This is a genomic window from Petrimonas sulfuriphila, from assembly GCA_038561985.1.
Taxonomy (GTDB): domain Bacteria; phylum Bacteroidota; class Bacteroidia; order Bacteroidales; family Dysgonomonadaceae; genus Petrimonas; species Petrimonas sulfuriphila.
In genome coordinates this window covers 3,268,769-3,294,664 of sequence record CP073276.1, presented here as the reverse complement: position 1 = coordinate 3,294,664, position 25,896 = coordinate 3,268,769, and the positions used below count along the sequence as shown (strand labels likewise).

At 40.0% G+C, this 25,896-nt stretch carries 22 protein-coding genes and 2 pseudogenes; 17 read left to right on the top strand and 7 right to left on the bottom strand.

The features are described 5' to 3' along the window. Positions 1 to 21: 21 nt before the first annotated feature. Both KCV26_13985 and KCV26_13980 read right to left on the bottom strand, forming a co-directional pair. On the bottom strand, positions 22 to 1,518 hold the full coding sequence (locus tag KCV26_13985; GenBank protein ID WZX36389.1) for an NAD(P)H-hydrate dehydratase: 1,497 nt from the start codon (positions 1,516 to 1,518) through the stop codon (positions 22 to 24). A gap of 409 nt (positions 1,519 to 1,927) precedes the next feature. Further along, positions 1,928 to 2,338 (bottom strand): hypothetical protein, encoded by a 411-nt coding sequence (locus tag KCV26_13980; GenBank protein ID WZX36388.1) that lies wholly within the window; start codon positions 2,336 to 2,338, stop codon positions 1,928 to 1,930. Between the two features lie 78 nt (positions 2,339 to 2,416). On the opposite strand from KCV26_13980, the gene KCV26_13975 reads away from it, so the two are divergent. From KCV26_13975 to KCV26_13905, 15 genes and pseudogenes are all read left to right on the top strand, one after another. Continuing rightward, on the top strand, positions 2,417 to 2,716 hold the full coding sequence (locus KCV26_13975; GenBank protein WZX36387.1) for a transposase: 300 nt from the start codon (positions 2,417 to 2,419) through the stop codon (positions 2,714 to 2,716). Continuing rightward, positions 2,713 to 3,513 carry an IS3 family transposase gene (locus tag KCV26_13970; protein ID WZX36386.1) on the top strand — a complete coding sequence of 267 codons (801 nt, stop codon included), beginning with the start codon at positions 2,713 to 2,715 and terminating at the stop codon, positions 3,511 to 3,513. The genes KCV26_13975 and KCV26_13970 overlap by 4 nt, the downstream gene beginning before the upstream one ends. Positions 3,514 to 3,662: 149 nt before the next feature. After that, a complete protein-coding gene (locus tag KCV26_13965) occupies positions 3,663 to 4,040 on the top strand; it encodes a discoidin domain-containing protein (protein WZX36385.1) in 378 nt (125 codons plus the stop codon). Positions 4,041 to 4,431: 391 nt separating this feature from the next. Next, a pseudogene (locus KCV26_13960) lies at positions 4,432 to 5,518 on the top strand (IS110 family transposase). A 407-nt stretch (positions 5,519 to 5,925) separates the two neighbouring features. Further along, entirely contained in the window at positions 5,926 to 6,168 is a 243-nt protein-coding gene (locus tag KCV26_13955; protein ID WZX36384.1) for a hypothetical protein, read from the top strand. Between the two features lie 69 nt (positions 6,169 to 6,237). Beyond that, positions 6,238 to 7,413 (top strand): DUF4221 family protein, encoded by a 1,176-nt coding sequence (locus tag KCV26_13950; protein ID WZX36383.1) that lies wholly within the window; start codon positions 6,238 to 6,240, stop codon positions 7,411 to 7,413. A 13-nt stretch (positions 7,414 to 7,426) separates the two neighbouring features. After that, a complete protein-coding gene (locus KCV26_13945) occupies positions 7,427 to 7,873 on the top strand; it encodes a hypothetical protein (protein WZX36382.1) in 447 nt (148 codons plus the stop codon). Positions 7,874 to 7,890: 17 nt separating this feature from the next. Further along, entirely contained in the window at positions 7,891 to 10,245 is a 2,355-nt protein-coding gene (locus KCV26_13940) for a hypothetical protein (protein ID WZX36381.1), read from the top strand. Positions 10,246 to 10,414: 169 nt separating this feature from the next. Continuing rightward, positions 10,415 to 11,626, top strand: coding sequence for a transposase (locus KCV26_13935; GenBank protein WZX36380.1), 1,212 nt, complete (start codon positions 10,415 to 10,417; stop codon positions 11,624 to 11,626). Positions 11,627 to 11,670: 44 nt separating this feature from the next. Then, on the top strand, positions 11,671 to 11,910 hold the full coding sequence (locus KCV26_13930) for a hypothetical protein (protein WZX36379.1): 240 nt from the start codon (positions 11,671 to 11,673) through the stop codon (positions 11,908 to 11,910). A gap of 142 nt (positions 11,911 to 12,052) precedes the next feature. Further along, complete coding sequence (locus KCV26_13925) at positions 12,053 to 14,023, top strand: transglutaminase domain-containing protein (protein ID WZX36378.1); 1,971 nt, start codon at positions 12,053 to 12,055, stop codon at positions 14,021 to 14,023. Then, positions 14,023 to 15,672, top strand: a complete 1,650-nt coding sequence (locus tag KCV26_13920) for an O-antigen ligase family protein (protein ID WZX38400.1) — start codon at positions 14,023 to 14,025, stop codon at positions 15,670 to 15,672. The genes KCV26_13925 and KCV26_13920 overlap by 1 nt, the downstream gene beginning before the upstream one ends. Beyond that, positions 15,662 to 16,549: a signal peptidase I gene (gene lepB, locus KCV26_13915; GenBank protein WZX36377.1), complete on the top strand. Its 888-nt coding sequence runs from the start codon at positions 15,662 to 15,664 to the stop codon at positions 16,547 to 16,549. The genes KCV26_13920 and lepB overlap by 11 nt, the downstream gene beginning before the upstream one ends. Before the next feature lie 561 nt (positions 16,550 to 17,110). Then, positions 17,111 to 17,377, top strand: coding sequence for a transposase (locus tag KCV26_13910; GenBank protein ID WZX36376.1), 267 nt, complete (start codon positions 17,111 to 17,113; stop codon positions 17,375 to 17,377). 20 nt (positions 17,378 to 17,397) lie between these two features. Beyond that, positions 17,398 to 18,201, top strand: coding sequence for an IS3 family transposase (locus KCV26_13905; GenBank protein WZX38399.1), 804 nt, complete (start codon positions 17,398 to 17,400; stop codon positions 18,199 to 18,201). A 423-nt stretch (positions 18,202 to 18,624) separates the two neighbouring features. Here the strand turns inward: KCV26_13905 and KCV26_13900 are convergent. The 5 genes and pseudogenes from KCV26_13900 to KCV26_13880 all read right to left on the bottom strand — a co-directional run bounded on the left by KCV26_13900 (position 18,625) and on the right by KCV26_13880 (position 24,007). Further along, positions 18,625 to 19,638: pseudogene (locus tag KCV26_13900) on the bottom strand (IS481 family transposase). Positions 19,639 to 19,748: 110 nt separating this feature from the next. After that, positions 19,749 to 20,969, bottom strand: a complete 1,221-nt coding sequence (locus KCV26_13895) for a glycosyltransferase (protein WZX36375.1) — start codon at positions 20,967 to 20,969, stop codon at positions 19,749 to 19,751. Beyond that, positions 20,962 to 21,666, bottom strand: a complete 705-nt coding sequence (locus KCV26_13890) for a hypothetical protein (protein WZX36374.1) — start codon at positions 21,664 to 21,666, stop codon at positions 20,962 to 20,964. The genes KCV26_13895 and KCV26_13890 overlap by 8 nt, the downstream gene beginning before the upstream one ends. A gap of 9 nt (positions 21,667 to 21,675) precedes the next feature. Beyond that, a complete protein-coding gene (locus KCV26_13885) occupies positions 21,676 to 22,833 on the bottom strand; it encodes a 6-bladed beta-propeller (GenBank protein ID WZX36373.1) in 1,158 nt (385 codons plus the stop codon). 1 nt (position 22,834) lies between these two features. Beyond that, positions 22,835 to 24,007, bottom strand: a complete 1,173-nt coding sequence (locus tag KCV26_13880) for a TIGR04150 pseudo-rSAM protein (protein WZX36372.1) — start codon at positions 24,005 to 24,007, stop codon at positions 22,835 to 22,837. Positions 24,008 to 24,375: 368 nt separating this feature from the next. Here KCV26_13880 and KCV26_13875 point away from each other — a divergent pair, with 368 nt between their 5' ends. Beyond that, entirely contained in the window at positions 24,376 to 24,675 is a 300-nt protein-coding gene (locus tag KCV26_13875; GenBank protein WZX36371.1) for a transposase, read from the top strand. Continuing rightward, positions 24,672 to 25,565, top strand: a complete 894-nt coding sequence (locus KCV26_13870; GenBank protein ID WZX36370.1) for an IS3 family transposase — start codon at positions 24,672 to 24,674, stop codon at positions 25,563 to 25,565. Before KCV26_13875 ends, KCV26_13870 begins: the two co-directional genes overlap by 4 nt. Positions 25,566 to 25,896 lie beyond the last annotated feature (331 nt).

The window sequence follows — 25,896 nt, the reverse complement described above, 5'->3', positions numbered from 1 at the left end:
ACAGTACAATGTTTGAAATTGCTATTTCTCGATGTCAAAATAGGCATTTCCGATGTTATCGATAATGTCCGAAGCTGTAAAACTTCGGGCGTGAATCTTCGTTGCCGACAAGTTTGCCGTTAAACCGTGGATAAAAACACCTGCTTTAGCTGCGTCCAAAGGCTCATAACCTTGTGCGAGCAAGCTTGTGATGATACCTGTCAGTACATCCCCGCTTCCGGCTGTAGCCAACGCCGGGGTTCCGGAACTGTTGACATAAACATTTTCTGAATCGATAATCAGCGTGTAAGCTCCTTTCAGAACGATAATTAACCGGTATTTTTTTGCGAATTCCCTTGTTTTATATATCTTATCATAGTCTTCGTTCCACACCCCAATAAGTCTGGAAAGTTCTTTTGGATGAGGGGTCAAGATTGTTCTTGAGGGTAATAGGGCTAACCATTCTTTATTCTTCGACAAAATATTCAATCCGTCAGCATCGATAACCAGAGGGGATTTATTCTGCTGCAAAAAGCGGTAAAAAGCATGTTGTGTTTCCGGTGATTCGCTTAAGCCCACACCGGCCCCGACGGCATCCGGATGTATGGTGAAATCGATTCCCGTAATGTGTGTGTCGTTTCTGTCTTCAACCACCATCGCTTCGGGAAAAGCGGATTGAAGAACCGATGTTCCACATTTGGGTACATATGCAGTGACCAGTCCGCATCCTGTTTTCAAGGCCGCCCGGGATGCCAGGCAGACTGAGCCCATCTTCCCGATGCTTCCGCCGATAAGCAAACTGTGTCCTTGAGTACCTTTATGAGCAAATTTATCCAACGGTTTCAGCAGTTCTTTTATTTCTTGTTTTGTGATAAAGTAAAAAGCGGTTTTCGCATCACTGATGGCCGTTTCGTTTAGTCCAATGTTTATCAGATACACCTCTCCGGTGAAATTTCGGTTGTCCGGCAAATACAGTGCAAGCTTGGGGATCTGCATCGTTACCGTTTCTGTGGCGTGAACGGCAAAATAAGTTTTTCCGTTCATCGACAATCCGCTAGGTACGTCGATGCTGATGATTTTTTTCCCGCTCCTGTTGATTTTTTCAATCACTTCACGGGCTATGCCTGTCACTTCCCGATTAAGCCCTGTTCCAAAAATAGCATCAATAATTATCTCAAAGCCGGACAAGGAAGGGAGATCACCGGTTGAGGTAATTTTTTTAATCGGAATATTTTCAACTTTGGCACGACGAACATTGTGCGCGCAATCTTCGGAATAGTGCTGACTGTACTCTACTATAAAAACATTAACCTTGTATCCCGATTTCTGAAGCATTCTTGCGACAACCAATCCGTCACCGCCGTTATTTCCCGTTCCAGAAAATACCGAAACAGGAAGGTTTTTATCGGTAAACCTCGTTGTAAACCAGTCGAAGAAAGCCTTTGATGCTCTCTTCATCAGTTCCAGCGAAGAAATGTTTTCGTAGGTAGTTGTCTTTAAGTCAATCTCCCTGATTTGTTCGGCAGTGAGTATTTTCATTTTCATCGGTTTTAGCACGCTAAGTTATCTTTTTTCCCTGTAAAAACAAAAACAGGCATCCAATTTCTTGAATACCTGTTTTAGTTGTGCACCTTTTGACACAAAACTCGAACTCTTTACTCGAAGATTTGAAAAAATTAAACCAGCTAAAAAGCTCTAAAAATCAACAGACTGCACCCTACCGTAAAGATAGAAAAGATATCACAGTTCAACCTCCAGAGGTAAAAAAATCGAAAAAATTAAGAAGATGATAGTTTCGTTAAAAAAATCACACAAATAAATAGTCAAAATTTATAGCATTTTCCAGGACATAACTGTTCTCCAATTTTCGTACGTTTTGATCCGACTCACTTGTGAAAATATGTCGGATTATATAGTTTAAAAGAAATTGACTGAGAGGATAATTTGTTTATAATATTACTAATTCTGAATAGCTAAATTGATTTTGCATTATTATATTCATCAATAATCCAATATTGATTGAATTGGTAGAGAAAATATATAATTTCACTGCATGTTGATCTATTCGATTTAAAGTAAATGTATTTTTGGTATAAGAATCAATGCTATAGATATTAACGGTCTTATTAATGTCATCATCTCTCAAATCACCAGATGGATTACTAATGGTTAATTTTACTCCATACTGAGGCATCGATATAGTTTCTTGACGCTGTTTTGCCAATGTACTTATTTGGTAGCTTAGACTCTCAATCCTCTTAATAATCACATCCTGATCACTCCCTGGAGTTATTACCTTATCCATTGCAAAACTTTCCTCAGCTCTATAGATGGGATTGACAGGTTTTTTGTCCTTCAAAGGGCTTACACCGGCAGTGGAGTTACTAACTTTGCTGGGACAAAAAGTTAAGCATAAAAAACTTACATTTGTCAAAGTATGAGAAAACAAAGAACACATTATGACAAGGCATTTAAAGATAATGCCGTCAAATTAAGTTTCGAGCGGAAGAATGTTTCCGAACTCGCACACGAATTGGGCATATCACCTGCACTATTGTATCGCTGGTGCAAAGAGTACCGGGAACGTGGGGAAAGCAGTTTCCCGGGCAACGGAGTCCGTTCTCGTGAAAGAGAAGCCGGAAGGGTTGCAGAACTGGAAAAACGCCTTAAAGAGGCTGAAACAGAGCGTGACATATTAAAAAAAGCCTTAGGCATCATCTCCACGAGCGATCGTTGATTTATCAATTTATAAAGGATTACAACTCGAGGGAGTGGACGATTGGGATGATGTGCAGAGTATTGAGTGTATCTCGCAGCAGTTATTACCGTTGGATTAATAACCCTATAAATAAACGAGAACAAAAGCATATGGAACTTAGCCGAGAGATTAAAGATGCATACTTCGATGCCAAGGGGCGCAACGGCAGTCCCAGGTTGGCTAAAGATTTGCAAGCATCCGGAGTCAATGTTTCCAGAACAACTGTTGCCCGTCATATGAGAAATATGGGATTGCGCAGCAAGCTTTCTAAGAAGTTTAGGGTAACCACTGATGCATCCCACAATTACAATGTAGCGCCTAATTTGCTTAACCGTGAGTTCAATCAAAAAGAACCAATGAGGGCTTGTGTGTCCGACATTACTTACATCTGCTGTAAGGATGGATTCCTTTACCTTACGTGCGTGATTGATCTTTTTGATCGAAAACTCATTGGGTGGTCTATCAGCGATAATTTGACTGCTTCCGGCACTGTCATACCGGCTATCAGGATGGCCAACCGAAACAGACCGTTTAAAGAAGGGATGATCTTTCACTCTGACAGGGGCATTCAATATGCCTGCAAACAGACCGTTAATTTGTTGCAGTACCATAGGGTAGAGCAAAGCATGAGCGGGAAAGGCAACTGTTGGGATAATGCGGTGGCTGAAAGTTTCTTTAAATCTTTCAAAATCACTTCAGAGACCGAATGGTTGGTGGTATATTTGAGGCTTCGACTAACCCCGAATTCAAAAAACCGGATACACTTCATATCATAAAGGAGAGGCCGTTTCGTTTGTACCATCATGTCCCGGTGTCTTCTGCCGAGCCATATAGATTTATACGGTATAAAGGCCCTAAGGATAGCTACTGTAACGTTTCCGAAATTCAATTTTTCTCGGATTCCATTCTTTTACGGGGAAAAATTATGGGAACACCGGGAAGCTGGCACAATGACGGCTCCCATGAATATACCAATGCTTTTGATGGCTCGACCGAAACGTCTTTTGATCATAACACCCCGAGCGACGGATGGACCGGTCTGGATCTCGGACAACCCCAGAAAATAACGGAAATTGTATATTCACCCCGGAATCACGACAATTACATCAAAAAAGGGGATAGGTACGAACTGTTCATAAGTGACCGGGCGGGGTGGAGTTCCATGGGTATTCAGATTGCTTCTTCGGATTCTTTGCGGTATGAGAATATTCCTACGGAGGGTTTGTATTATCTGAAAAACCACTCCCGAGGAACTCAGGAACGACCATTTATAATGGAAGAAGGTAAAGCGGTTTTCCAATAATAAAGAGTTTAAGGAGGGTTGACCGTAATAAGTATCATAACTCTCAGGATACAATTTATTATGCATCTAAAGGATAAAATAGATCGGTCTATAATAAGTGATATAATAATAGCCGCTCACTTTCAGCGAATTAAAAAAAATGAGTTATAAATGAGTCAAAAAAATAGGAAGTAATTATATTTTTCTGCTCTTTTACATAATTAAGTTAGTAAGATAAAAACAAAAATACAGACAAGACCCTTTTCGAAAAGAGTTATAAGTAATCATTTTTAAAATTAGTTCCTATGTTTAAACTTGGAAAAGACGGATAGGTAGTCCAGTAAAAAAGCTATATCATTTTAGTTAACTTTGTTTTTGAGAGATAACAATCTTAACTTAAACAATATAGCTTATGAATACAAGGCAAAGTAACAAATTAGATTTCAAAGGACAAAATATTTACATAGGAATTGATGTCCATTTGAAGAGTTGGTCGGTATCGGTATTGTCGGAACATTCGGTTCTGAAGAGGTTCAGTCAATCTCCAAGTCCGGAATCGCTGCACAAGTTTTTGACAACCCATTATCCGGGAGCGGATTATCATTCGGTTTATGAAGCGGGCTTCAGCGGGTTCTGGATACATGAGAAGTTAGTAACATTGGGGATCAACAATATCGTAGTCAATCCGGCGGATGTGCCGACCATGAGTAAGGAGAAATTGCGCAAGACCGACGCGGTTGATTGCGGGAAACTGGCCAGGGAGTTACGGTCGGGAACATTAAAAGGTATTTATGTGCCGGATATAGCCACCCTGGAAATGCGTTCTTTGATAAGGTTGAGAAACAGGATCGTAAAAGACACCACGAGGGAGAAGAACCGGATAAAGTCATTTTTTACGCTTCCACGGGATAGATATCCCGGAGGAATTCACACGTTATTCGGTGGGTAACTGGTCAAAGCGGTTTCTGACATGGCTACGCGAAGTACTCCTTTCTACCGAATATGGAAAGGAAGCACTGGGGATACATATTGAGCAGTTTGTACGCCTGCGGGGCATACTCCTGGGGCAAACACGCCTGCTGCGTGCGTTATCCCGCAGTGATGCACTCAAGGAGCCAATACGTCTGCTGACTTCGGTCCCGGGAATAGGGATAACCACCGCCATGTCGTTGGCGGTCGAGATAGACGATATCGGGCGGTTTTGCAATGCCGATGCGCTGGCCTCCTACATCGGTCTGATACCGATGTGTCATTCCAGCGGGGAAAGTCAGGCAAACGGTAACATCACGGTTCGCAAGCACGCCATGTTGCGCTGTTATATAATCGAGGCTGCCTGGATAGCCATAAGGAAAGACCCGGCAATGACGATGGCTTACCAAGGGTACCGTAAACGGATGAACGCTCAGAAGGCCATCGTCAAGATTGCCCGTAAACTGGTGAACAGGATATTTTTCGTACTCAAACATGGACAGGAATATGTGCCTTGTGTTGTCAATTAACATACAATCCTACAGTGTAAGCAATTTTTCCACGGGGGAAACACTATCATAATGTTGCAGCTTTGAAGTCTGCTTAAATTAGTATGTGACCCCCGCCTATCGTAAACTGATACAGGAATTTGCAGCTCCCGCCGAAAGGACGGACAGTCTGCTGTGGAAAGATTGTTTACCGTAGGATGTAGGATCGGGTTTTCTTAGCCATATGGACAGTATCAGTAATACAAAAAGGGAGGTAGAATCTCGACCTCCCCCAGTAGCATTACTGCGTACCGTCAGGGTGCTTATTGCTGACAGGTTGCCCCCCGGCAGAGCCTGTTTCCTCTTAACACCCTGACACAAAGATAAAATTTAAAAGTTAATTAAAGTGAATTGTCCAATTTTATTTGGATTTTAAATGGAAAATCATTATGAAGAAAAAAATCTTTAAATTTGTAGGAGCAGCTGCTCTTGTAACTGTATTGGGGTTGAATTTATCCCTAGGTATGAATAAAAAAAGTGTTGAGAGTGTTGATCTCCTCAACTTATCTCAAACAGCACAGGCAGCATGTGAAGCTTGGAACGATTGGTCTGCCCATGGCAAATGCTTACAATTAAGCCAGATTTGTGTTTTCGCTGTTGAGTATGAGCAATGCGATCCTTACAAGAGTTAAACCTTGTTGGAGTAAGGCAAAAATTTGCCTTACTCCAATAATAATAATTTATTATCTAACAAAAACATTATGTGGAAACACTTTTACCTTGTATATGTTACCTTGTTCATTTTTTCTTGCACCCACAATACAATTCAAGTTGTAAATGAAGAAAAGGGTAAATTAACAGCAACACATGAGCTGGTTATTAATGGGGAGAAAAAATTTTATCTGGATTCTGTTACGGCCCCCTTTCCACCCTATACACAAATGATAACAGATTCTACAGGGAACAATCTGTTTACTTTCCTAAATCCCTATAACAACTCCATCTATTTTTACAATTATACCGACACTAACTATATAAACCGGATACAATATTACCGTGAGGGGGCCAATGCAATACTTAAGCCGGCAGGATATTATATACACAACATGGATTCAATCTATATCTATAATATGCCTATGACAGAAATTGTTTTAAGCAATGATGCCGGAATGGTAAACGATAAAATTTCATTACGGAGCAATGATCCTGAGTGGCCATTATATCTGCCACAATATTTATTAAGTACGGTAAATCCTATTTATGAAATAGACCGTCACCTTATCATTACCGGACAATCATTTTTCTCAATCCCCGAGCAAAATTTGTCAAAGTTCCGCTTTTCTGCCTATATAGACATTCAGAATAATCAGGTTAATTATTCTCATACCTACCCCGAAGAGATATACGGTAAAAACTCCAATTGGGAAGGAGGTTTACCTACACAGGTATATCCGGCATTGTCTCCCAATGGATCTTTAATATACAGTTTCCCGGCTTCACACGATCTGTACATATCTGATTACGATTCCAACGAATATAAAAAAGTATATGGCGGAAGCAACAATGCCAATACCATCAGGTCTATTGACAGGGAAGCCAAAAATACACCGGATGAGTTGGTAGTTGCACATTATTTACAACAGGATATGTATGCAGCTGTTCTTTATGACAAATTCAGGGATATATACTATCGCTTTCTGTTAAAAGGCGTACCGGGTGCTACTTTCAGTACTCCCAAGGAGGAAAAACCCATCATGATCATAATAATGGATGAAAACTTCAACTATTTAGGCGAAACAAATATCGGCACAGGCAAAGAATGGAATTGGAATAACTCGTTTATCACCCGTGAAGGATTGAATATTGAATTTATTGGTGATGATTTGAATGAGGATTATCTTACTTTTAAGATTTTCTCTATGGATTCGATTAATTAAATATACACATACAATGAAAATCATATTAAAAGTTCTTTTTCTGTTTCTTTTATTTTCATCCTGTGGTGACAATGATACAAAGAAAGAAATGGAGTTTTTGACAAACGCAATTAATCAGGTTCCGATTGATAACCATTACAAATGGGTCGTTATCTTACCCGGATTAGGATGCCATGGTTGCATTCAGGAAGGAGAATACTTTCTGAAAAGCCATGTTGATAACAATGAAATTCTTTTTGTACTTTTAAAAACACCTTCATTGAAAATTCTTCAACAAAAAGTAGAAGTAAATCTACTTGATCGTCAAAACGTATTAATAGATAAAGAGCTTCTCTTCAACATCCCCACACAAAATAATATTTACCCATGCGTGGTATCCCTCAAGGATGGTAAAGTAGTCAAACATTCTTTTCAATCACCTGAAACAACAGCTTTATATGATCTCGAAAGACAACTTTAATAGTTCCATTTGGTATTATGAAAAAGGAAATTCTCATCTGTATCTTTGTCATTGGACATGTGCTTTCGTCCCAGGCCCAGTCTGACCTTGACATGCTTGCAGGGAGGGTTACGCAACAATTGAGCCACCACGCACCCGAGATGATCTATTTGCAAACATCCAAAGACACTTATGAAACCGGGGAGGACCTCTGGTTCAAGGCATACCAGTTAGACGCACAGACACTGCAATTTTCCAACCTCAGCCGGACACTCTACCTCGAATTAAGAGGCGAGAACGACACACTGGTATGGCAGGAAAAATATCCCATAGAAAAAGGCGTGGCCGAGGGTCAGGTATACATTGACAGGGAACTGCCTCCTGGTGATTACTTCATGGAAGCATTCACCCCGCAATCATTCCGTGCAGACAGCACCCGGTTCACATCGCTGCGGAAGATACGGGTCGTGGACAATATCAGTGGACATACTTATTCCTTAGATACTGTCGCTATGGCCGGCATAGAACCTAAGGGGGAGACCTCATCTTTCGTCATCCTGCCCGAAGGTGGGAACCTCGTCAGAGGTTTTCCGGCACGGTTGGCATTCAAGGCGACTGATGGAAAGGGAAAGCCGGTCGAAGTATCGGGCATGCTCTATGAAGATGATCACCCCCTACAGCCAGTCTCAACCATCCATGCAGGAATGGGGACTGTAGAATTCACACCTCGAAGCGACAAGGATTACCGCATGGAACTCACCAATGGGAAAAGCTATCCATTACCCCATATTCATGACGAAGGTATTTCCCTGCGGCTCTCCGAGCAAACCGGAGAATATTTACAGTTTACCGTTTTCCAAAGTCCCGGACTGTCACCACAGCCATTCTACCTGCTCGGACAACAAAGGGGCATTGTATGCAGCATCGCCCGGGGGATGTTGAGGGACAGCATCCCGGTAAAGATGCCGCTCGGCGATTTTCCCGGCCAGGGTATCGCGCAGTTCACCCTCTTCACCCGTGACATGAAACCGGTATGCGAACGGCTGGTGTACCTGTTCCCGGAGAGGAAGCTGAATATCAGCCTGGCAACCCCTAAAGATATTTATTACACCCGTGAAAAAACGGAGGTGGTTATAAAGGTAACCGACAAAGAGGGTAAACCGGTGCAGGCGCACCTCGGTCTAAGCGTGTTCGACGAGGCATACTCCAACCCTGCCGATCCGGTAAACATACTAACCCACTATCACCTTTCTACACAGCTGAAAGGAAGGATTTTCAATCCCGCCTACTATTTTGATGAGGAAAATGAAGACCGTATTGAGGCGTTGGACTTGCTGATGCTCACCCAGGGATGGAGGCGTTACGTGTGGGATGCAGAAACCTTTACACCATGCGGTGAAATTTTCCTTCCTGACGGCGTACCCGGACGGCAGACGTTCAAAAGCGAACGCAAAAGCAGGGATGTCAGCGGTGGCGAACAACTCGTGCAGGTTTTCGGGGCCGAAGGCGACGCACAGTTTGTTTGGACGGATTCTGCAGGGTATTTCAACGTGGAACCTGAAATATTGAGAGATTTGAGGGGTGGCTATATCTACCTGAAACCGATGCTTGGCAAGGAGTTTACACCCAAAGTGGAAACCGAAGGATTTTTCCATCTGGTCGACAGCTTGAGAAAGATAAAAGCTCGAAACTACCCCCTTGCAGCTAATAGGCCACAACCGAACGGGAAACAGGAAGACAGGATGCCGGTGATGAGCAGCGACAGCATCATCATGCTGGATGAATTCACTGTCATCGGAACGAGGGGGCGTGTTTACCGTGACAAGTTCATGGGACGGCTCGACAGCCTGGCACAGGTCAACCTCAACCCGGCATGGGTGTGTGACCATCAAGGTAGCTACCCCTTTTTGAATGATTATCTGCCAGGATATACACATCATCCAATGGGCTGTCCCTGTTCTCATTACGATGGAAAAAGATCTGCTCCGGTTCATGGAAAAACATACGAGATCATTAAATACGAACCAAGAGAGGATGGCTATTGGCATGTAAAAGATATCAAAGTAATAGAATACCGAGGCCCCTACTACACTGACGAGGAACTATTGGAAATGAATAATATCTTCCGTGAAAAAGGTTACTACGGAAAACGGGAATTTTACCAACCCGACGAGTTTGATATACTTTCCTCGATTCCCGACAGCCGAAATACACTTCTTTGGGAACCCAATGTAGTAACCGATGAGAACGGCGAGGCTACTGTTTCATTCTACTGCTCGGACATCAACAACAAATTCAAAATGTATGTGGAAGGAGCCGGAGGTAACGGACTTCTCGGTACCGGTAAAAAAGATTTCCGTGTAATGAGGAATGTAAAAGTTTCATCCGAATAACCACTTAAATATAAAAAGTAAAAATTATTTATCAATTTAATTCAATAGTTCGGTAAATATTTAACTAACTAATTAATAATCAATGATTTATACAACATGATTTAACATAAAAAATAAGGTTAAGCAGCTGATATTCAGTATCTTTATAGTAATTGCAAACACTGTAAAGATGGACAAAACCAGCATACTTAACCAATATAGGGATATCTGTAGTGACGTTTTAAATAAACTAGCTACGAAGTTAAACAAAAGTTTCAAATCGTTCCTTATGGAGACATTAATCTTATACACAATCATCCCTGGCAGGATTAATTTCCTCCAGATGGGAAGGTATGGCAAATCGTGTGAACAACGATTCCGTCAAAACTTCTCGAAGGATTTTGATTGGCTTTCGTTTAACCTTTCCTTGTCTGAACGGATATTAAACGGCGATCGTAAGGCCATAGCCATTGACCCCAGTTATATATCCAAGTCAGGAAAGTGTACTCCCTGGATTGGTTACTTCTGGTCGGGCACAGCCGGAGGGGCAAAAAAAGGATTGGAAATTCTCGGAGTAGGCCTCATTGACATAGACAATAAAGACTGCATCAGTCTTCAGGCTGTTCAGACACCGGATGGTAAAACGCTGGAGAGCAACGATATCAACCTGATTGATTGGTACCTTCTTGTACTAAAATCAATGGAAGAAAAACTTCACAAGATAAGCCCTTATGTGGTAGCTGATTCCTATTTCTCCAAAATCAGTTTCGCTTCCGGTTTAAAAGAAATGGACTTCCATCTTATCAGCCGTTTCAGGGATGATGCCGTTTTGTTTTATCCTACACTGGAGGGCCCAACAGGTAAAAGAGGCAGACCTAAGCTATACGACGGCAAGATTGACATGGCAAATCTTGATAAATCAAGAGCTGAGAAAATAGCTGTCGATAATGGAGGGCTATATACGCTGACAGCCTACTCAAAATCACTAAAGCAGATGGTACGACTTGTTATCTGGTATTCTAAGGACTCAAAAAAGCCTAAGCTGTTTTTCTCAACTAACCCCCACATGAGCGGTAAAGATGTAATAGAATACTACCGTACCCGTTTTCAAATTGAATTTTGTTTCCGTGATGCCAAGTCTTTTACAGGACTTATGCAATCCCAGGCAAGAGATGTTTCAAAATTATCTTTCAACTTTAATGCTTCTCTTACATCGGTAAACCTGGCAAAGGTGTTGGCAAAAGAAAAGGGCATCCCTTTTTCAATGGCTTCCTGTAAAACTATGATTCACAATGCGTATCTGCTTGAACGATTTATTTGCGTGTCCGGCATAAAGCCGAACAGAAGATTAAATGATAAACTTGTTAAAGAACTCGTGGAGTTTGCAGCCATTGCTGCATGACTCATATAGTAAATTTTTAACGGACTATTGTTAATTATATTGTTATGAAAAAAAGAATTTTGATTTTTTTTGCGGCTATTGTTCTTGTGACAATCATAGGATTTAACTTATCCCTTGGTTTAAGTAAAAAAAGCATTGATAGTATCAACCTGTTAAGTTTAACTCAATCTGCTGAAGCGTGTGAAATCGGTTCCCCCAGCACAAACGTTGGCAAGTGTATACAACTGAGTCATATTTGTGTGTTCACCCATGATTTTCGAGACTGTGATCCATTTTTGGATTAATAAAAAGTTTCCGCAATGATCTGTTATAATTTTTGAAATATAACTATGCTGTTATCGGATAAAGTAGAAAATGAGGAGGATAATATTATAGGAACAAATGATATGGTCACTTAAGAACAGAATTCATTTCAAAAATTCATAGATGGAATCAATTATTTTAAAAAACAGGAGAATATATATACTTCTGATATTCGGTTTGTTATTTTTTCATTTGATATGTATAAACTGTAGTCCGGGCAAAAAAGACACTGCACTAAATCAATCATTAAAATTTGCCGGAGAGAACAAAATAGAACTGGAAAAAGTATTGGAACATTTTGAGAGTGATAGCCTAAAACTGGAAGCTGCAAAGTTCCTGATCAGGAATATGCCTTTTCATTATTATTATGACTATGATGCTCTGGATAAATACTATGCGGATTTTTATAACATAGTTACTTCTTATGATATTTCAATTAAAGAACTTGCTGATTCTTTAAATGAAGTGTACGGAAGAAAAATTTTTTCCAATAACGTTATGTTCAATGATGCAGAAAATATAAAAGCCGATTATCTTATAGAAAATATTAATCATGCGTTTATGGCATGGGAAAATTCTGCATGGAGAAATAACCTGAATTTTTCAGAATTTTGTAATGAAATACTACCTTATCGTGTGGGGAATGAACCAACGGAAAGATGGCGCGAACCTTATTACAAAAAATTCCATCCCGTCCTTGATTCTCTGTTAACTAAAAAAGACCCGGTATCAGCTTGCCAAATATTATATGATTCAATCATAAAGCAAAAATGGATATTTGTACCGGATCCGGGGCTACCCCACCGAAGTGCTTTATTCCTGCTTGATAAAAGAACGGGAAGTTGTGCGGAATATAGTAAATTCATGACGTATGTCATGCGTGCTCTTGCAATTCCCGGAGGAATTGATATGATCGTACAAAATCCCGATAGTTATTACCGTGCGCATTATTGGAATTATGTGTCTGACACAAAAGGAAAACATGTGGATTATTCTTTGTATGAAAAAAGACCTGACACCAATATAATTGGACCTCCTAACCGGGTTATTGGAAAGGTGTATCGAATGAATTTTGAAGTTCAAAAAGAATCTTTACGCTATTTATACCCTGACTTGGAAATTCCTGTATCATTAAGTAATATTTTTTTATCGAATATTTCCGATAAATACATAGATGGAGTATATTTAACTTTTAAGATTGACGATATAAAAATAAAAAACGGTGATATCTTATATATCAGTGTTTTTAATAATAAAGATTGGATTCCTATCGATTGGGCAATCGTAAATGACAGGAAAATTATTTTTAAAAATTTAGAACCGGGTATCGTTTATTCTCTTACCTCTTATAAAGATAATACGAACAAACAGATGGATTTTCCCGTATTAATTCAGAAAGATAAAAAAATTAGAAAACTGATACCATCTGAGAATATAAATCATATTTCGATAAAACGAAAATATCCTTTAAAAGCTTCCTATATAAAAAGGATGGCGGGCGGAAAATTCCAGGCATCAAATAATATACAATTTCATGACGCAACAACTTTATATACAATACCGGAGACAAATACCGAACCTTATGATACAATTTTGATAGAAACAACAAAAGAATATAAATATATTCGCTATTTATCCGCTCCGGGAGCACGTTGTAATGTGGCTGAAATAAATTTCTTTTCAGATAAAAATCAAAAAATGAAGGGCCGTATAATAGGGACTGACGGTTCTTATAAAAATATCAAGAGCGGAAATAAATATGCAGTATTCGATAATGACCCTCTTACTTTCTTTGACGCAAGAGAGAGTTCGGGGGCGTGGGTCGGCCTCGAATTAAATTATCCTCAGAAAATAAAACGAATTGAATATATCTTCAGGAACGATGATAATAATATCAGACCCGGAGACCTATATGAATTATTTTATTTTTCAAGAAACGATATAAAATCTTTAGGTATACAAACAGGAAAGGCAAATAAGGTCTTAGAATTTAATAATGTTCCACGAGGGGCATTGTTATGGTTACACAATAGAACCAGGGGAAATGAAGAAAGAATTTTCACCTATGAAAACAATGAACAGGTATGGTGGTAATGAGGGTGAAAATAAATAAACCTGTAATAAGTGATGGAATAATACTATTATTCTCAATAATAGTTTTTACGACTTTTCAATACGGGAAGAATCTTTCACCAGAGTTTCTCCTGTTTTTTATTCAAATAGTACTCCTTTGGTTTATCTTAAAAATCACGTACCGGTTTTTTCCTAAATTTAAAGCGTTTATATTAATCGGGCTGTTGGTTTGGGGACTGGTTGAAGCCGTATGGGGATTAGGGCAGTTATATAATTATTTCCCGACAAAACACGCCCTGTTCAAAACCACCGGATCGTTTTTCAACCCCGGTCCGTACGGTGGATTTATAGCATTGATATTTCCTTTGGCTCTGCACTATTGGCTATTTTACAGATATAAAAACAAACTGACTGGTTATCTTTTCCTTTTCGCCGGAGCGGTTTGCCTGATGGTGTTTCCTGCTACATTGAGCCGTACGGCATGGATTGCAGCAATAGTGGGATGTGCGGTCGTATTGCTGTCAGACAAACGCATTATTGTAAAGTTACGCCTGTTTTGGAAACGCCATAGAAAACAGTGTATCATTGGAGCAGCTCTTCTAAGCTTGTTTTTAGTTGTAGCTGTTTATGGTATCTACCACCTCAAAAAAGACTCTGCGGACGGACGCTTATTTATGTGGAAAATCACCGCATTGGCCATACGGGAATCTCCGGTAAAAGGATCCGGGCTGGGCGGATTCCCTGCCGCTTATGCAAAAGCGCAAATGGAATATTTTAAAAACGGCAATGGTTCCGAAACCGAAAAATTAATGGCGGGAAGTCCGGAATATGCCTTCAATGAATATTTGCAGATATTTCTCGAACAGGGGTTGTTCGGCTTTATCCTATTTCTTTTACTTTCATTCCTGATCATCAAATCAGGTATTCAGAATAAACAGATCGGAGCGGTCGGCAGTTTTGTAACCCTATCGGTATTTGCTTTTGCCTCTTATCCCTATCAGTTGTGGCAATTTCCGGTTGTTTGGGTATTATTGGGAACCGCTTGTACAGTCGGAACAGACAGTAAAAATAGTCGAATTTACCAGCATGGTTGGAAAAAAATAGTCGTTTTCATTCTACTGTTAGGAGCTTTGTGCTCTGTTTCTGTTATCACTGCATACCGGCAAAAGATATTCTATCAGGAAAAAAAAGAGTGGAAAAAACTTCGGCCTTTTTACGCCATGAAAGCATATGAAAATGTGGCAAACGATTATGAACAGTTGTATCCGATACTGAATTACGAACCGAAATTCGTCTTTGAATATGGAATAATACTGAACGCCATAGGACAACGGGAAGATGCTGACAGCATTTTCAACCGGGGGCTTGAGAAAAGCTGTGATCCAATGTTTTACAATGTAAAAGGACGTAATTATCAGGAAATGGGAGAATATAGTAAAGCTGAAGAATGCTATATAAACTCTATATGGCTGCTGCCGGAACGAATTTATCCTTACTACTTACTCACAAAACTGTATGCTGATTCGCTCAACTATCAACCCGGAAAAATGCGGCAGGCAGCTTTGGCAGTTCTTGAAAAAGAACCGAAAGTCCATTCCCTGGCTATCAGGGAAATGCGCGATGAAGTAAAAAAGATATTGAAAGAAAAGGAGGTAATGAATGAACAATAAAAATAAAATAATCCGCAAGATCGGAAATACCGTCCTCAATCTGTTTTATTATACTTCCATTGTAGTATTCGGTTTTATATTATTACGTGTATTTGTATTCGGTTCATACAAGATACCGACGGATTCCATGGAACCTGCCATTGTACCGGGCGACTATGTGCTGGTTAACAAGTTAGCCTACGGCGCCAGGTTGTTCAATCTGTTCGCTGCGGTGGAAGGAAAGCAGGTAAAAATTAAACGCATGCCGGGTTACACCCATATTAAAAATAACGATGTGGTCGTTTTTCATATTCCCCATCCCAATACATGGGATAAGATAGAGATGAACATGTCAAAATACTTTATCAAACGCTGTATAGGCGTTTCGGGGGATACCCTACGTATTGTGAACGGCATCTACACTGTGAACTCTGATACGTCAAAGCGGCTGGGAAACTACCCGGAGCAATTAGCTTTGAGCGGCAAGCCGGAAGATGCATTTCCGGAAGGCGTGTATAATACTTTACCCTGGGACACTGTATTGAATTGGAATATCAAAGATTTCGGACCGATATATATCCCTAAGAAAGGAGACCGTATTATACTGGACAAGGCAAACGCGTTGCTCTATAAAAAGATCATCGAGTGGGAAAAAGGCTATTCCGTTACTTTTAAAAATGATAAGTTGCGGGATAATGAAAAGCCTTTACAAACATATACTTTCACCCATAATTATTATTTTATGGGAGGCGATAAGGTAGAAAATTCGCAGGATTCCCGTTACTGGGGACTGCTTCCCGACGACCTTATCGTCGGGAAAGCATTGATGGTATGGAAATCGGTGAATCCTTATTCAGGTAGGTCCAGAAGGGATAGGATCATAAGAAAAATTGAATAAACTGCCAAATAGACTAACATCCACAATGCCGGCGGACGTCGTCAATGTCTTTTTTAAGAAAAAAGTGGAACAGGACGGCTTTACCTCGTTTATCCTGCTGTCAGGCATAACAATCAATGTTGCCATCTATATCCTGAAACGAATACAACCTGATCCGGCACATGGGGGATATTTCTCTGACTCATTTTGTCACTTTATTGTCTAACCTGATGAAAATAAGAAAATATAAACATTTATCCACTCAGGCCACAAATGAAATTTTATGTCTGATTGGAAATTAATAAGCAGACACTATTTAACTCTTTTTGTACAGAGATGATATTTTTGTAATAAATAAACTATTATCATGTTATACATTCCTGTAAAGTTTAAGGTTACATATTTGCTGGTTGAGGTAAAAATACTCTTTTTAGAGTAAATTCCAGATAATTGTCAGCAACTTTCTCGTTACTTTTAATCCAATATGTTATAGATTATCCTAATTCCTCTGTAACCTTCCCTATTTGTAGGACAGTTCCAAGTTAGACAAAAGTATTAACTTTGTTTTGCATAGGAACAACAATGAAAAAGAAAGTACACAGCGAGTCAGAGAAGGTAAAGGCAGTCCATCAGCTTGAAAGTGGAGTGGATGCCGCAGTTGTAGCGCGTGACTACAACATATCCAGGGCTACCCTTTATAATTGGAAGTCCAAGTACAGTGGGATGGAGGTGAGTCAGGTCAAACGCCTCAAAGAGCTTGAAGATGAGAACCGGAAGTTGAAGCAGATGTATGCTGACCTTGCTCTCGACAACAAGATCCTGAAGGAGGTCATCGAAAAAAAGCTCTAGAGCCCGAGGTAAAGAAGGAACTGGCAGGAGAGATAGTGGAAGAACATGGTATAAGCATCTCTCGGGCGTGCAAGCTGATGGAGATCCATCGCTCCTACTTCTACTATACAGAGAAGAAAGATGATACGGAAGTGGAAGAAGCAATCCGTGCCGCCGCCGAGTTCGGTGATGGCTTCTGGAAGATTTATTCAAGACTGAGACGTGAGGGTAAGAGATGGAACCACAAGAAGGTTTACAGGGTGTACAAGGCAATGCGCTATGAGAAACGAAGCCGATTGAAGAAACGCTTACCCGCAAGGGTTAAAAACCCTCTGGTTATGCCCAAAGAGCCCAATGTTACCTGGTCCATTGATTTTGTCAGTGACAGGATTGAGTGCGGAAGGCAGTTCCGCGTTCTTAACATCATGGATGATGCCTGCAAGATTGCCGTGGCGCAGGAGATATCGATGTCCATGCCGGCAAAACGGGTCATTAAAGTTCTGGAAAAGATCATATGGCTGAATGGCAAACCCAAAAACATACGCTGCGACAACGGCCCTGAGTTTATCGCCCAGGCATTCAAGGATTGGTGCGAAGGCAATGAGATAAACATCATCTATATTCAGCCCGGTAAACCCACTCAGAACAGTTACATTGAACGCTTCAACGGAAGTTACAGGCGGGCTGTTCTTGATAGATATATTTTCCGCAACATATCCGAAGTCAGGGAACTGACTGAAGCCTGGCGGAAATACTACAACGAAGAACGGCCCCATGAAGCGTTGGACAACATGACGCCCTTTGAATATAGGGAAGAACTGATAAAACGAAAGGAAGCAGTATGACAGATGCTTTGACAAGCAAAGTTAACACGAGCCGGTACAGCGGTCAAGGCCAAGACGAGTGCCCTTACGGGCAGTCTTGCCCGCTGTACCGCCTCGTATTGGGGGTGGCTTATCAAAAATCTGTCAGACATCATAACATTGTACACGAAAATAACTAATTTAGCAGTCTAATCTAAGACTGTCCTAAAATGTAATAGTTCAGACTTGATCTGACAGTGGGCATTTTTTAATTTATGGATTTGAGTTTTTTGAGACATAGCTGACCGGAATGGGAAAGTGGTAAGAGGGGGTATTTTCACCCCCTCGGCCATTCCAGCCAGTCGGATTATTTCTGACAAGTTGCTCTCCAGCAGCGCCTGTTTCCTCTTCATCCGACGGAGTCAAAGATACAAAATTTTGATTCAGAGTATCCAATAATTTCTCTTTTGTCAGATGCAGACTGTCATTCCAGGTTTGCATCGGGGTTTTACCGTAGCAATATTTGCCTGAATGTGGTCTCTCGTTGTTATAGTACTTCAACCAGATATCCACATCGTTTTGCAATTCCTCGACCGTTTTGTAAATTTTCTTCCGGAATGCAGTCGCATAAAACTCTTCCTGCATTGTTCGGTGAAAACGTTCACAGATACCGTTTGTTTGTGGACTCCTGGCCTTGGTCTTCGTGTGATCGATATCCTCAATAGCCAGGTAGAGTTGATACTCGTGGTGTTCTCTAGCACCACAATATTCGGTTCCTCTATCAGTGAGCACACGCATCAATGGGATCCCGTACTGGTCATAAAGAGGGAGAACCCGGTCATTCAGCATATCAGCAGCGACAAGAGCCACCTTCCGGTCATAAAGCTTAACAATGGCCACCTTTGTGTACGTGTCAATAAATGTCTGTTGATAAATACGTCCCACGCCTTTGATGTTGCCAACATAATATGTATCCTGGGATCCAAGATAACCGGGATGATAGGTCTCGATTTCACCTTTGGCTACTTTTTCCTCTTTGGCCTTCTCCAAAGCCACAACCTGAGATTCAGTGAGTACGATTCCTTCCTGGGCAACCTTTGATTCCAACGCTTTCAATCGCTTGCGAAATGTCTCCAGGTCATTTCTCAACCAAATACTTCGAACTCCTGATGGGGATACAAAAACACCTTCCTTTTTCAGCTCGTTGGAAACGCGGACCTGACCAAAAGCAGGATTATCTGTTGCAAATGCTACTACCCGATCCTCAATCTCCTGTTCAATACGATTCTTGATGATGGGCTTGCGTCTGCTAATCTCCTTGAGAGCTAATTCACCACCGGTTTCCACTAGTTCCCTGTATCGGTAGAAAGTATCCCGGCTGTATCCTAAATACTTGCATGCCTGAGAGACATTGCCCAATTCTTCTGCTAATTTAAGCAGTCCTAACTTGTTTTTGATTAACTTCGTTTCTGAATTCATTTCTGACAGTTTTAAGGGTTGAACTTTCTTTGTTTGTGCAATTACAAATTTAAGTTTTTGCCCTTAACTGTCAGATTAAATCAAAACTAATTCACCTAAAAACGGGTAGCTTACACCTCTATCAATCTTTTGTACCGCTCCCTCATGTGGCGGGAGTGATATTGTTTTTTATAGGTATCGGTTACACCGCTTCTGATCCTTTCCTTCAATTCACCGGAATCCAACAACCTGTTAATACAATTCGTCAAGTTTGCTATATACTCCCTGTAATCGTTCTTTGGATTTCCGATTTTGGCAACCAACGCGTTCTCTCCCTGCCGGAACATATCTCTCAGCCCTATACCATCTGAAGCAATTATTGGCAACCCATGCATCATCATTTCCATTCCGACATAACTGCATTGTTCGTATAGGGAAGGTATAACGGCTATGTCCGTAACCGCATACCATTTGAACAACTCCTTTCTCGGAATAAAGCCGATAAAGGTTATCCTCGAAGCGATAGATGAATGATTTTTGGAGATATACTCCAAAGCTTCTTCTTTAAAAGTTCCGACAACAATCAACCGCAGGTTAGGTTCTCTCTTCAACACTTTTTCAAACGACCGGATAAGCGCGAACAATCCTTTCTGTTCGGTCGCTCTTCCCACATACAACATAATTTTCTCTCTTTCTGGAAGAAACAAAAGATTTCGTAGTTTATCCGTATCCCGTACTTTTAATTTGTTTGTTCGTATCCCGTTTGGGATAATAGATATTTTACAGGACGGAACTTTATAGATATCGGTCAGGATCTTGAATGTGCTTTCCGACAGACAAACCACCCTGTCCACAAGGGTATACATCCTTTGCTCTTCTCGGAAATAACTGTAGATATTCTTTTCCGTCTCATCCTTTTCCTTTTTGCTCAGTACGTGCTTCAACCGTTCCAGACTGCCGTTCAGGAGTTCTGTCCATATCAGGTCATGAATAATAAAGACCCGCTTGGATAAAGGGTGGGAGGATTTTATAGATTCCAAGAGTTTTTCACAGGGTGTATGATTCAGGAAAAACAGGTTATCAGTCGAATCCGGAATATAGAGCAACATAAACTTATTGATTATGCCAACATACTTCTGATACTCCCGATCATTATTCATTATGGGGAATAAATACCTTTTCACTCCATACTCTTCCCTGATCGTAAACCCTTCTGTCTTTGCATTGAATGACAGGAGATGGATACGAAAATCCAACTCCCTCATGATTGAAACAAACTCTTTAAGGAAAGTGCCGATCCCGTTTTCACGGGAACTTAAAGAATCATCGAGAATATAAACGTTCTTACTCATTTGTGATCTCCTTCAATAATAACCCTGCCAACCCATCTTTGATCCCTAAAGGATAATCTGTTAACTTATCCGTATCAAGATGAACTATATCTATAAAAGAGAATAAATGGAGTGGATAGTCGATCGGCTCCTGTTTTTCTATAAAGTCCATATAAATCTCCGCTAATGATCTGAATGAATCCGGGATATCCTCTTGACAAGCTTGTTTAACAACAGTGTACAGATCTTTCAAGTACAGGCTGTCAAAAGGAAGCCTGACGTTTTGTTTGATACTCGCTGATATATGTATAAGCACATAATGTATGAGCCCTTCCAGCCCCTGTTCGAGGGAAAGGTCGGATATTCGCCTCGGATCGCTTTCCATGATCTTTTGGTCAATATTTTCACAGATTTCCACACCACATCCGTCTACGAAACCTTTCAGAATAAGGTATTCAATTCCCCATCCAATACCGGTCAGTCCGTTACTGAAAGCGATATCAATGCTTTTGTCGAGGGATTCAAGCGCATTGTCCAACAGTTCACCAGCAAAGTCTCCATAGACAGCACACTCGGTGTGCCTGTAATATGTGTAAAAAGCAAGCGCAATACCCACTTGTCCGGTCAACAATCCTACGGATGGTATAAAAGGTGCGTTTAACAGCAGGCGGTGGATAATTTGTTGCTCTTGATTGAATAGTTGGTTGCTTTTCTCCATTTTAAACCACTATTTCTTTTGCTTTATCAGCATAATCACCGGATTGTCATCTTCATCCAACCTCGAGGCGATTTCTTTCAATTGGCCATCTTTCAGTTGGCCTTTCTCGTAAATTTCAACAAGTCGAAATGCATCCAAAATAGTGACGTATTCGATTTCACGATTAACTGGTGCCGCTGTCATCGCTACAGGTCTTTTTTCTGCATAGTCACCATTGTATACGGCAACTTGGAATAGGGCTTTTTCTTCCTTGTCGTACACCAGTTCATCAGTATAGAATCCGTTACCCTTCTCAAAGTTAAATACATTTTTAACGGTTTGCATAAAATAATAACGGTCGGTACAAATACCCATATAAAGAAAAACTTCAGGATCCATGGTATGTGTGGAGGGGGTTCTTGCTATAAAGGGGCTTAATGTACCATCCGGTGCATAGTTATACAATGTATCGGATGATGTCTCTATAAGTGTCCATTCGCCGTGGCTTAGTCGTATCTGGTAAGAATAACTTGCTACAAATTGATCCCCATCAACCGCAATCGGGGTGTTGATCGTTTTAAAAGGAATAAAGATTTCCCGGGTGATACTTCCATCCTGTTTTGATATGATAACATGGTATGATCTGGTTCTATCCTCTCCCTTACTATGATAATCCGACATGTCATAGCAAATCAAATTATGTTTGTCATAGTCAAAAACAGATGAAACTTCCCGATCAAGATTCAACACCCGTTTGAAACTTCCGTAAAGATCGTACACTAAGATTCTATTTCCCGGCGACTCTACGAATATTTCGCCATTGCTTTCATCAAGAATCATATCATTAATCCTTGCATATTCTTCCCCCCCTTGCCCTTGCCGGTTTATCTTCCTTACTCCTTTGCCGGTTTTTCTGTCAAAAATTAAGATATCACCATCACTATTCCTATTTTTTACCAATAAGTATTCTTTTCCTACATCCAGTACCAAACCTTGTGTAAGAAATTCGTCAGTGGTTTCGAGCGCAATATATTCCACATCCATAAAATCCTGAAGAATCAGTTCTTTTTTAGGATAGCTTTTCGAAACGTCAACGATGATTACATCGTCGTTTGATTGTTTGTTTCCTCCACACCCTACCAATACCATCAACAGAACAAGTGCTAAAATTGTATTTATTTGTTTCATTTCAGTTATTTTTTATATGACAAAGATTAGTACGACCAATAATTATCTCATAGTCGGATGGTGATGGGCAAAACCACTGATAAACACAATTATTGCATGGTGCATGATTGCGGACATTGAACCAGGATTTCCCATTATCAATTTCTTTTTGTATTATTTCATAAATATTTTCTTTATAAATATTTCCCAGCATAGGGTGTTTTAAATTTGCATAAACGTCACCGGTAGGTAATATGTTGATTTTTCCAAAATCATATAAATTTAGTGCCTGACGAGAGAAGAAATCTTTTATAGTCATAGGTGTGGATAAAATGTCCTCTTTCGAGAGAAAAACATTTTCTTCAAAAAAACCTATATTCTCCCCGGTATATACTGGGTTTAACCGATATTTTTCAATCTGTAGCGCTTCAACAAGTAGTTCTACCTCTTGACAATCTTCAAGTGAAGATACTTCAAAAACATACTCAACCGGCAAATCCTGGCTGAGTAATATCATTCTTGACCGGTTCAATTGCTGCTCGTATAAAGGGAAATCGACAGATACTATGTATGAAAAATTATTATTAAAATCCGGCTGTAAGGCGACTAAGTGCTTGTAAGAGCATATGATGTTTTTTGGCGAAAGATGATGATCTAAATAAGACAGAATTTCATTGTAATTTGTGACCTCTCCAATATTTCCAATGATATTAAATGTTGGACCTTCCGGTATAGATTCCAAGAATGAAATCAATCTTGTAGCGTTAGTTTCGAAATTTAAATGGACATTTATTTCAAGAAGATTTTTTAAAATATTTCTATCAGAAGAAAAACTATGCATTTTGTATATTGCCAACTTATCTGTCTTATCTGCGTCAGAAAAATTAAAAAAAGGCAATAATTGAATCGGTTTCCCTTTTGATAAAGCGACGTCAATAATATCTCCCATGTATTTCTCTCGAAGCTCTTTGATAAAAGCCTTTATGTTATTATTGAGATACCTCTCCTCTGTTAATAAAATTACGCCATGATTGTCTTTATAAATCGACTCACGAAGCAAGGTAATCACTTCAATTTTATCTGATTCAATAGTGACTCCATCAAGAGTATTGTATAATAATGTGTATTGATTTGTTAGTCCAATAACCACATAAGGTTCTATCGTGAACCAATAATCAGCTGCTTTTTCTTTCATTCCTCAATTATAAAATTTTCCAATATTTCAAAAAAGTCATTTGGATTCTTTTCTAAAAAAGAAAATATATGATACAATTTCTTTTGAAATTTCTTTTTATCATAAAAATTATCGCAAACAAATTTTTTAGTTTTTAATTTGTCAAAATTTTTAATTTGAAACATACATAAGCCGCAAGACTTGTATGAATAACAGTATTGGCAAACTTTTTTCAAACCTTCATAATAAGAATTATATTGTTGTGTGATACCTTGAATATCAATTTCCACATCTTGATTAACTGTTCCTAATATATAATTATTTCCAATTTGGAATTACTAACTTAGCCGGGACACAGAGTTAAGCATAAACGCTTATTTTTGTGTAATATGAGAAAACAAAGAACCCATTTTGACAAGGCATTCAAAGAGAATGCGGTCAAACTCAGTTTAGAACGCAAGAATATTTCCGAGCTTGCACAGGAATTGGGTATTGCCCCCTTTCTTTTATATCGTTGGCGGAAAGAATACCAGCAGAAAGGAGAAGCCAGTTTCCCCGGACACGGTGTCCAGTCATTAAGTGAAGATACCAAAAGGATTGCTGAACTGGAAAAACGCCTTGGCGAGGCTGAAACGGAGCGGGACATATTAAAAAAAGCTTTGAGCATCATCTCCAAGAGAGATCGTTGATCTATCTCTTTATAAAGGAATATAACTCGAAACAATGGACGGTCGAGGTGATGTGCAGAGTACTGAAAGTCCCCAGGAGCAGTTATTACCGCTGGCTTAAAGATCCGGAGGGCCAACGTAAGCGCAAATATATGGAGCTGGACGAAAAGATCAGGGATGCATATTTTGCAGCCAGGGGACGCAATGGAAGCCCCCGGCTGGCAAAGGATTTGCAGGTATCCGGAACTCCTGTCTCGAGAACCACTGTAGCATGCCACATGAGGAAAATGGGCTTGCGCAGCAAACTCTCGAGACGATTCAAAGTGACGACGGATGCCTCTCACAACTATAAGGTTGCTCCAAATCTGTTGAATCGCGAATTTAATCAGAATGAGCCTGTGAAAGCGTGTGTCTCTGACCTGACGTATATTCCGTGTAAGGATGGATTTCTTTATCTGACCTGTGTGCTGGATCTTTTTGACCGCAAACTGATCGGATGGTCCATAAGCGATCATATGAATGCATCCCATACCGTAGTTCCGGCCATCAGGATGGCCAATAGGAACAGACCTTTTGGAGAAGGAATGATATTTCATTCTGACCGGGGCATACAATATGCTTGCAAACAGACTGTCAATCTGTTGAAATCCTTGAAGCTGGAACAAAGTATGAGTGGAAAGGGAAATTGTTGGGATAATGCCGTGGCTGAAAGCTTTTTCAAAACTTTCAAATCTGAATTGGTCTATGGTACCAAACTCAAAACAAGAGAGCAAATGCGCTTGTATGTATTTGAATATATTGAATCCTGGTATAATCATAAAAGAAGATTCTCAGCATTGGGAAACTTAACCATTGATGAATTTTGGAATCAGTATAATATTAAAAAAGAATCAATTAAAAATGTCGCTTAACTTTTTGTCTCAATTAAGTTTGCAAGTCCAGGACGAAGTTGGCTATTTTGTGGATGGTCAGCACGTACCCCTTATCAGTGAAAAAATGTTCTTTGAAGTTCAAGCTGTCCTTGATGGTAGGAAGCGCGAAATAAAACCAAAAATCGTGTCAGTGGATAATTTGCCTTTAAGAGGATTTATTAAATGTCCTAAATGCACAAGGATGTTGACTGGCAGTGCCTCTAAAGGAAAAATGGGTGTCTACTATTATTATTATCATTGTACGTCATCCTGTGGAACAAGATTTAAAGCTGAAGACGTCAATGAAGCTTTTGTGAAACAATTACGGTAT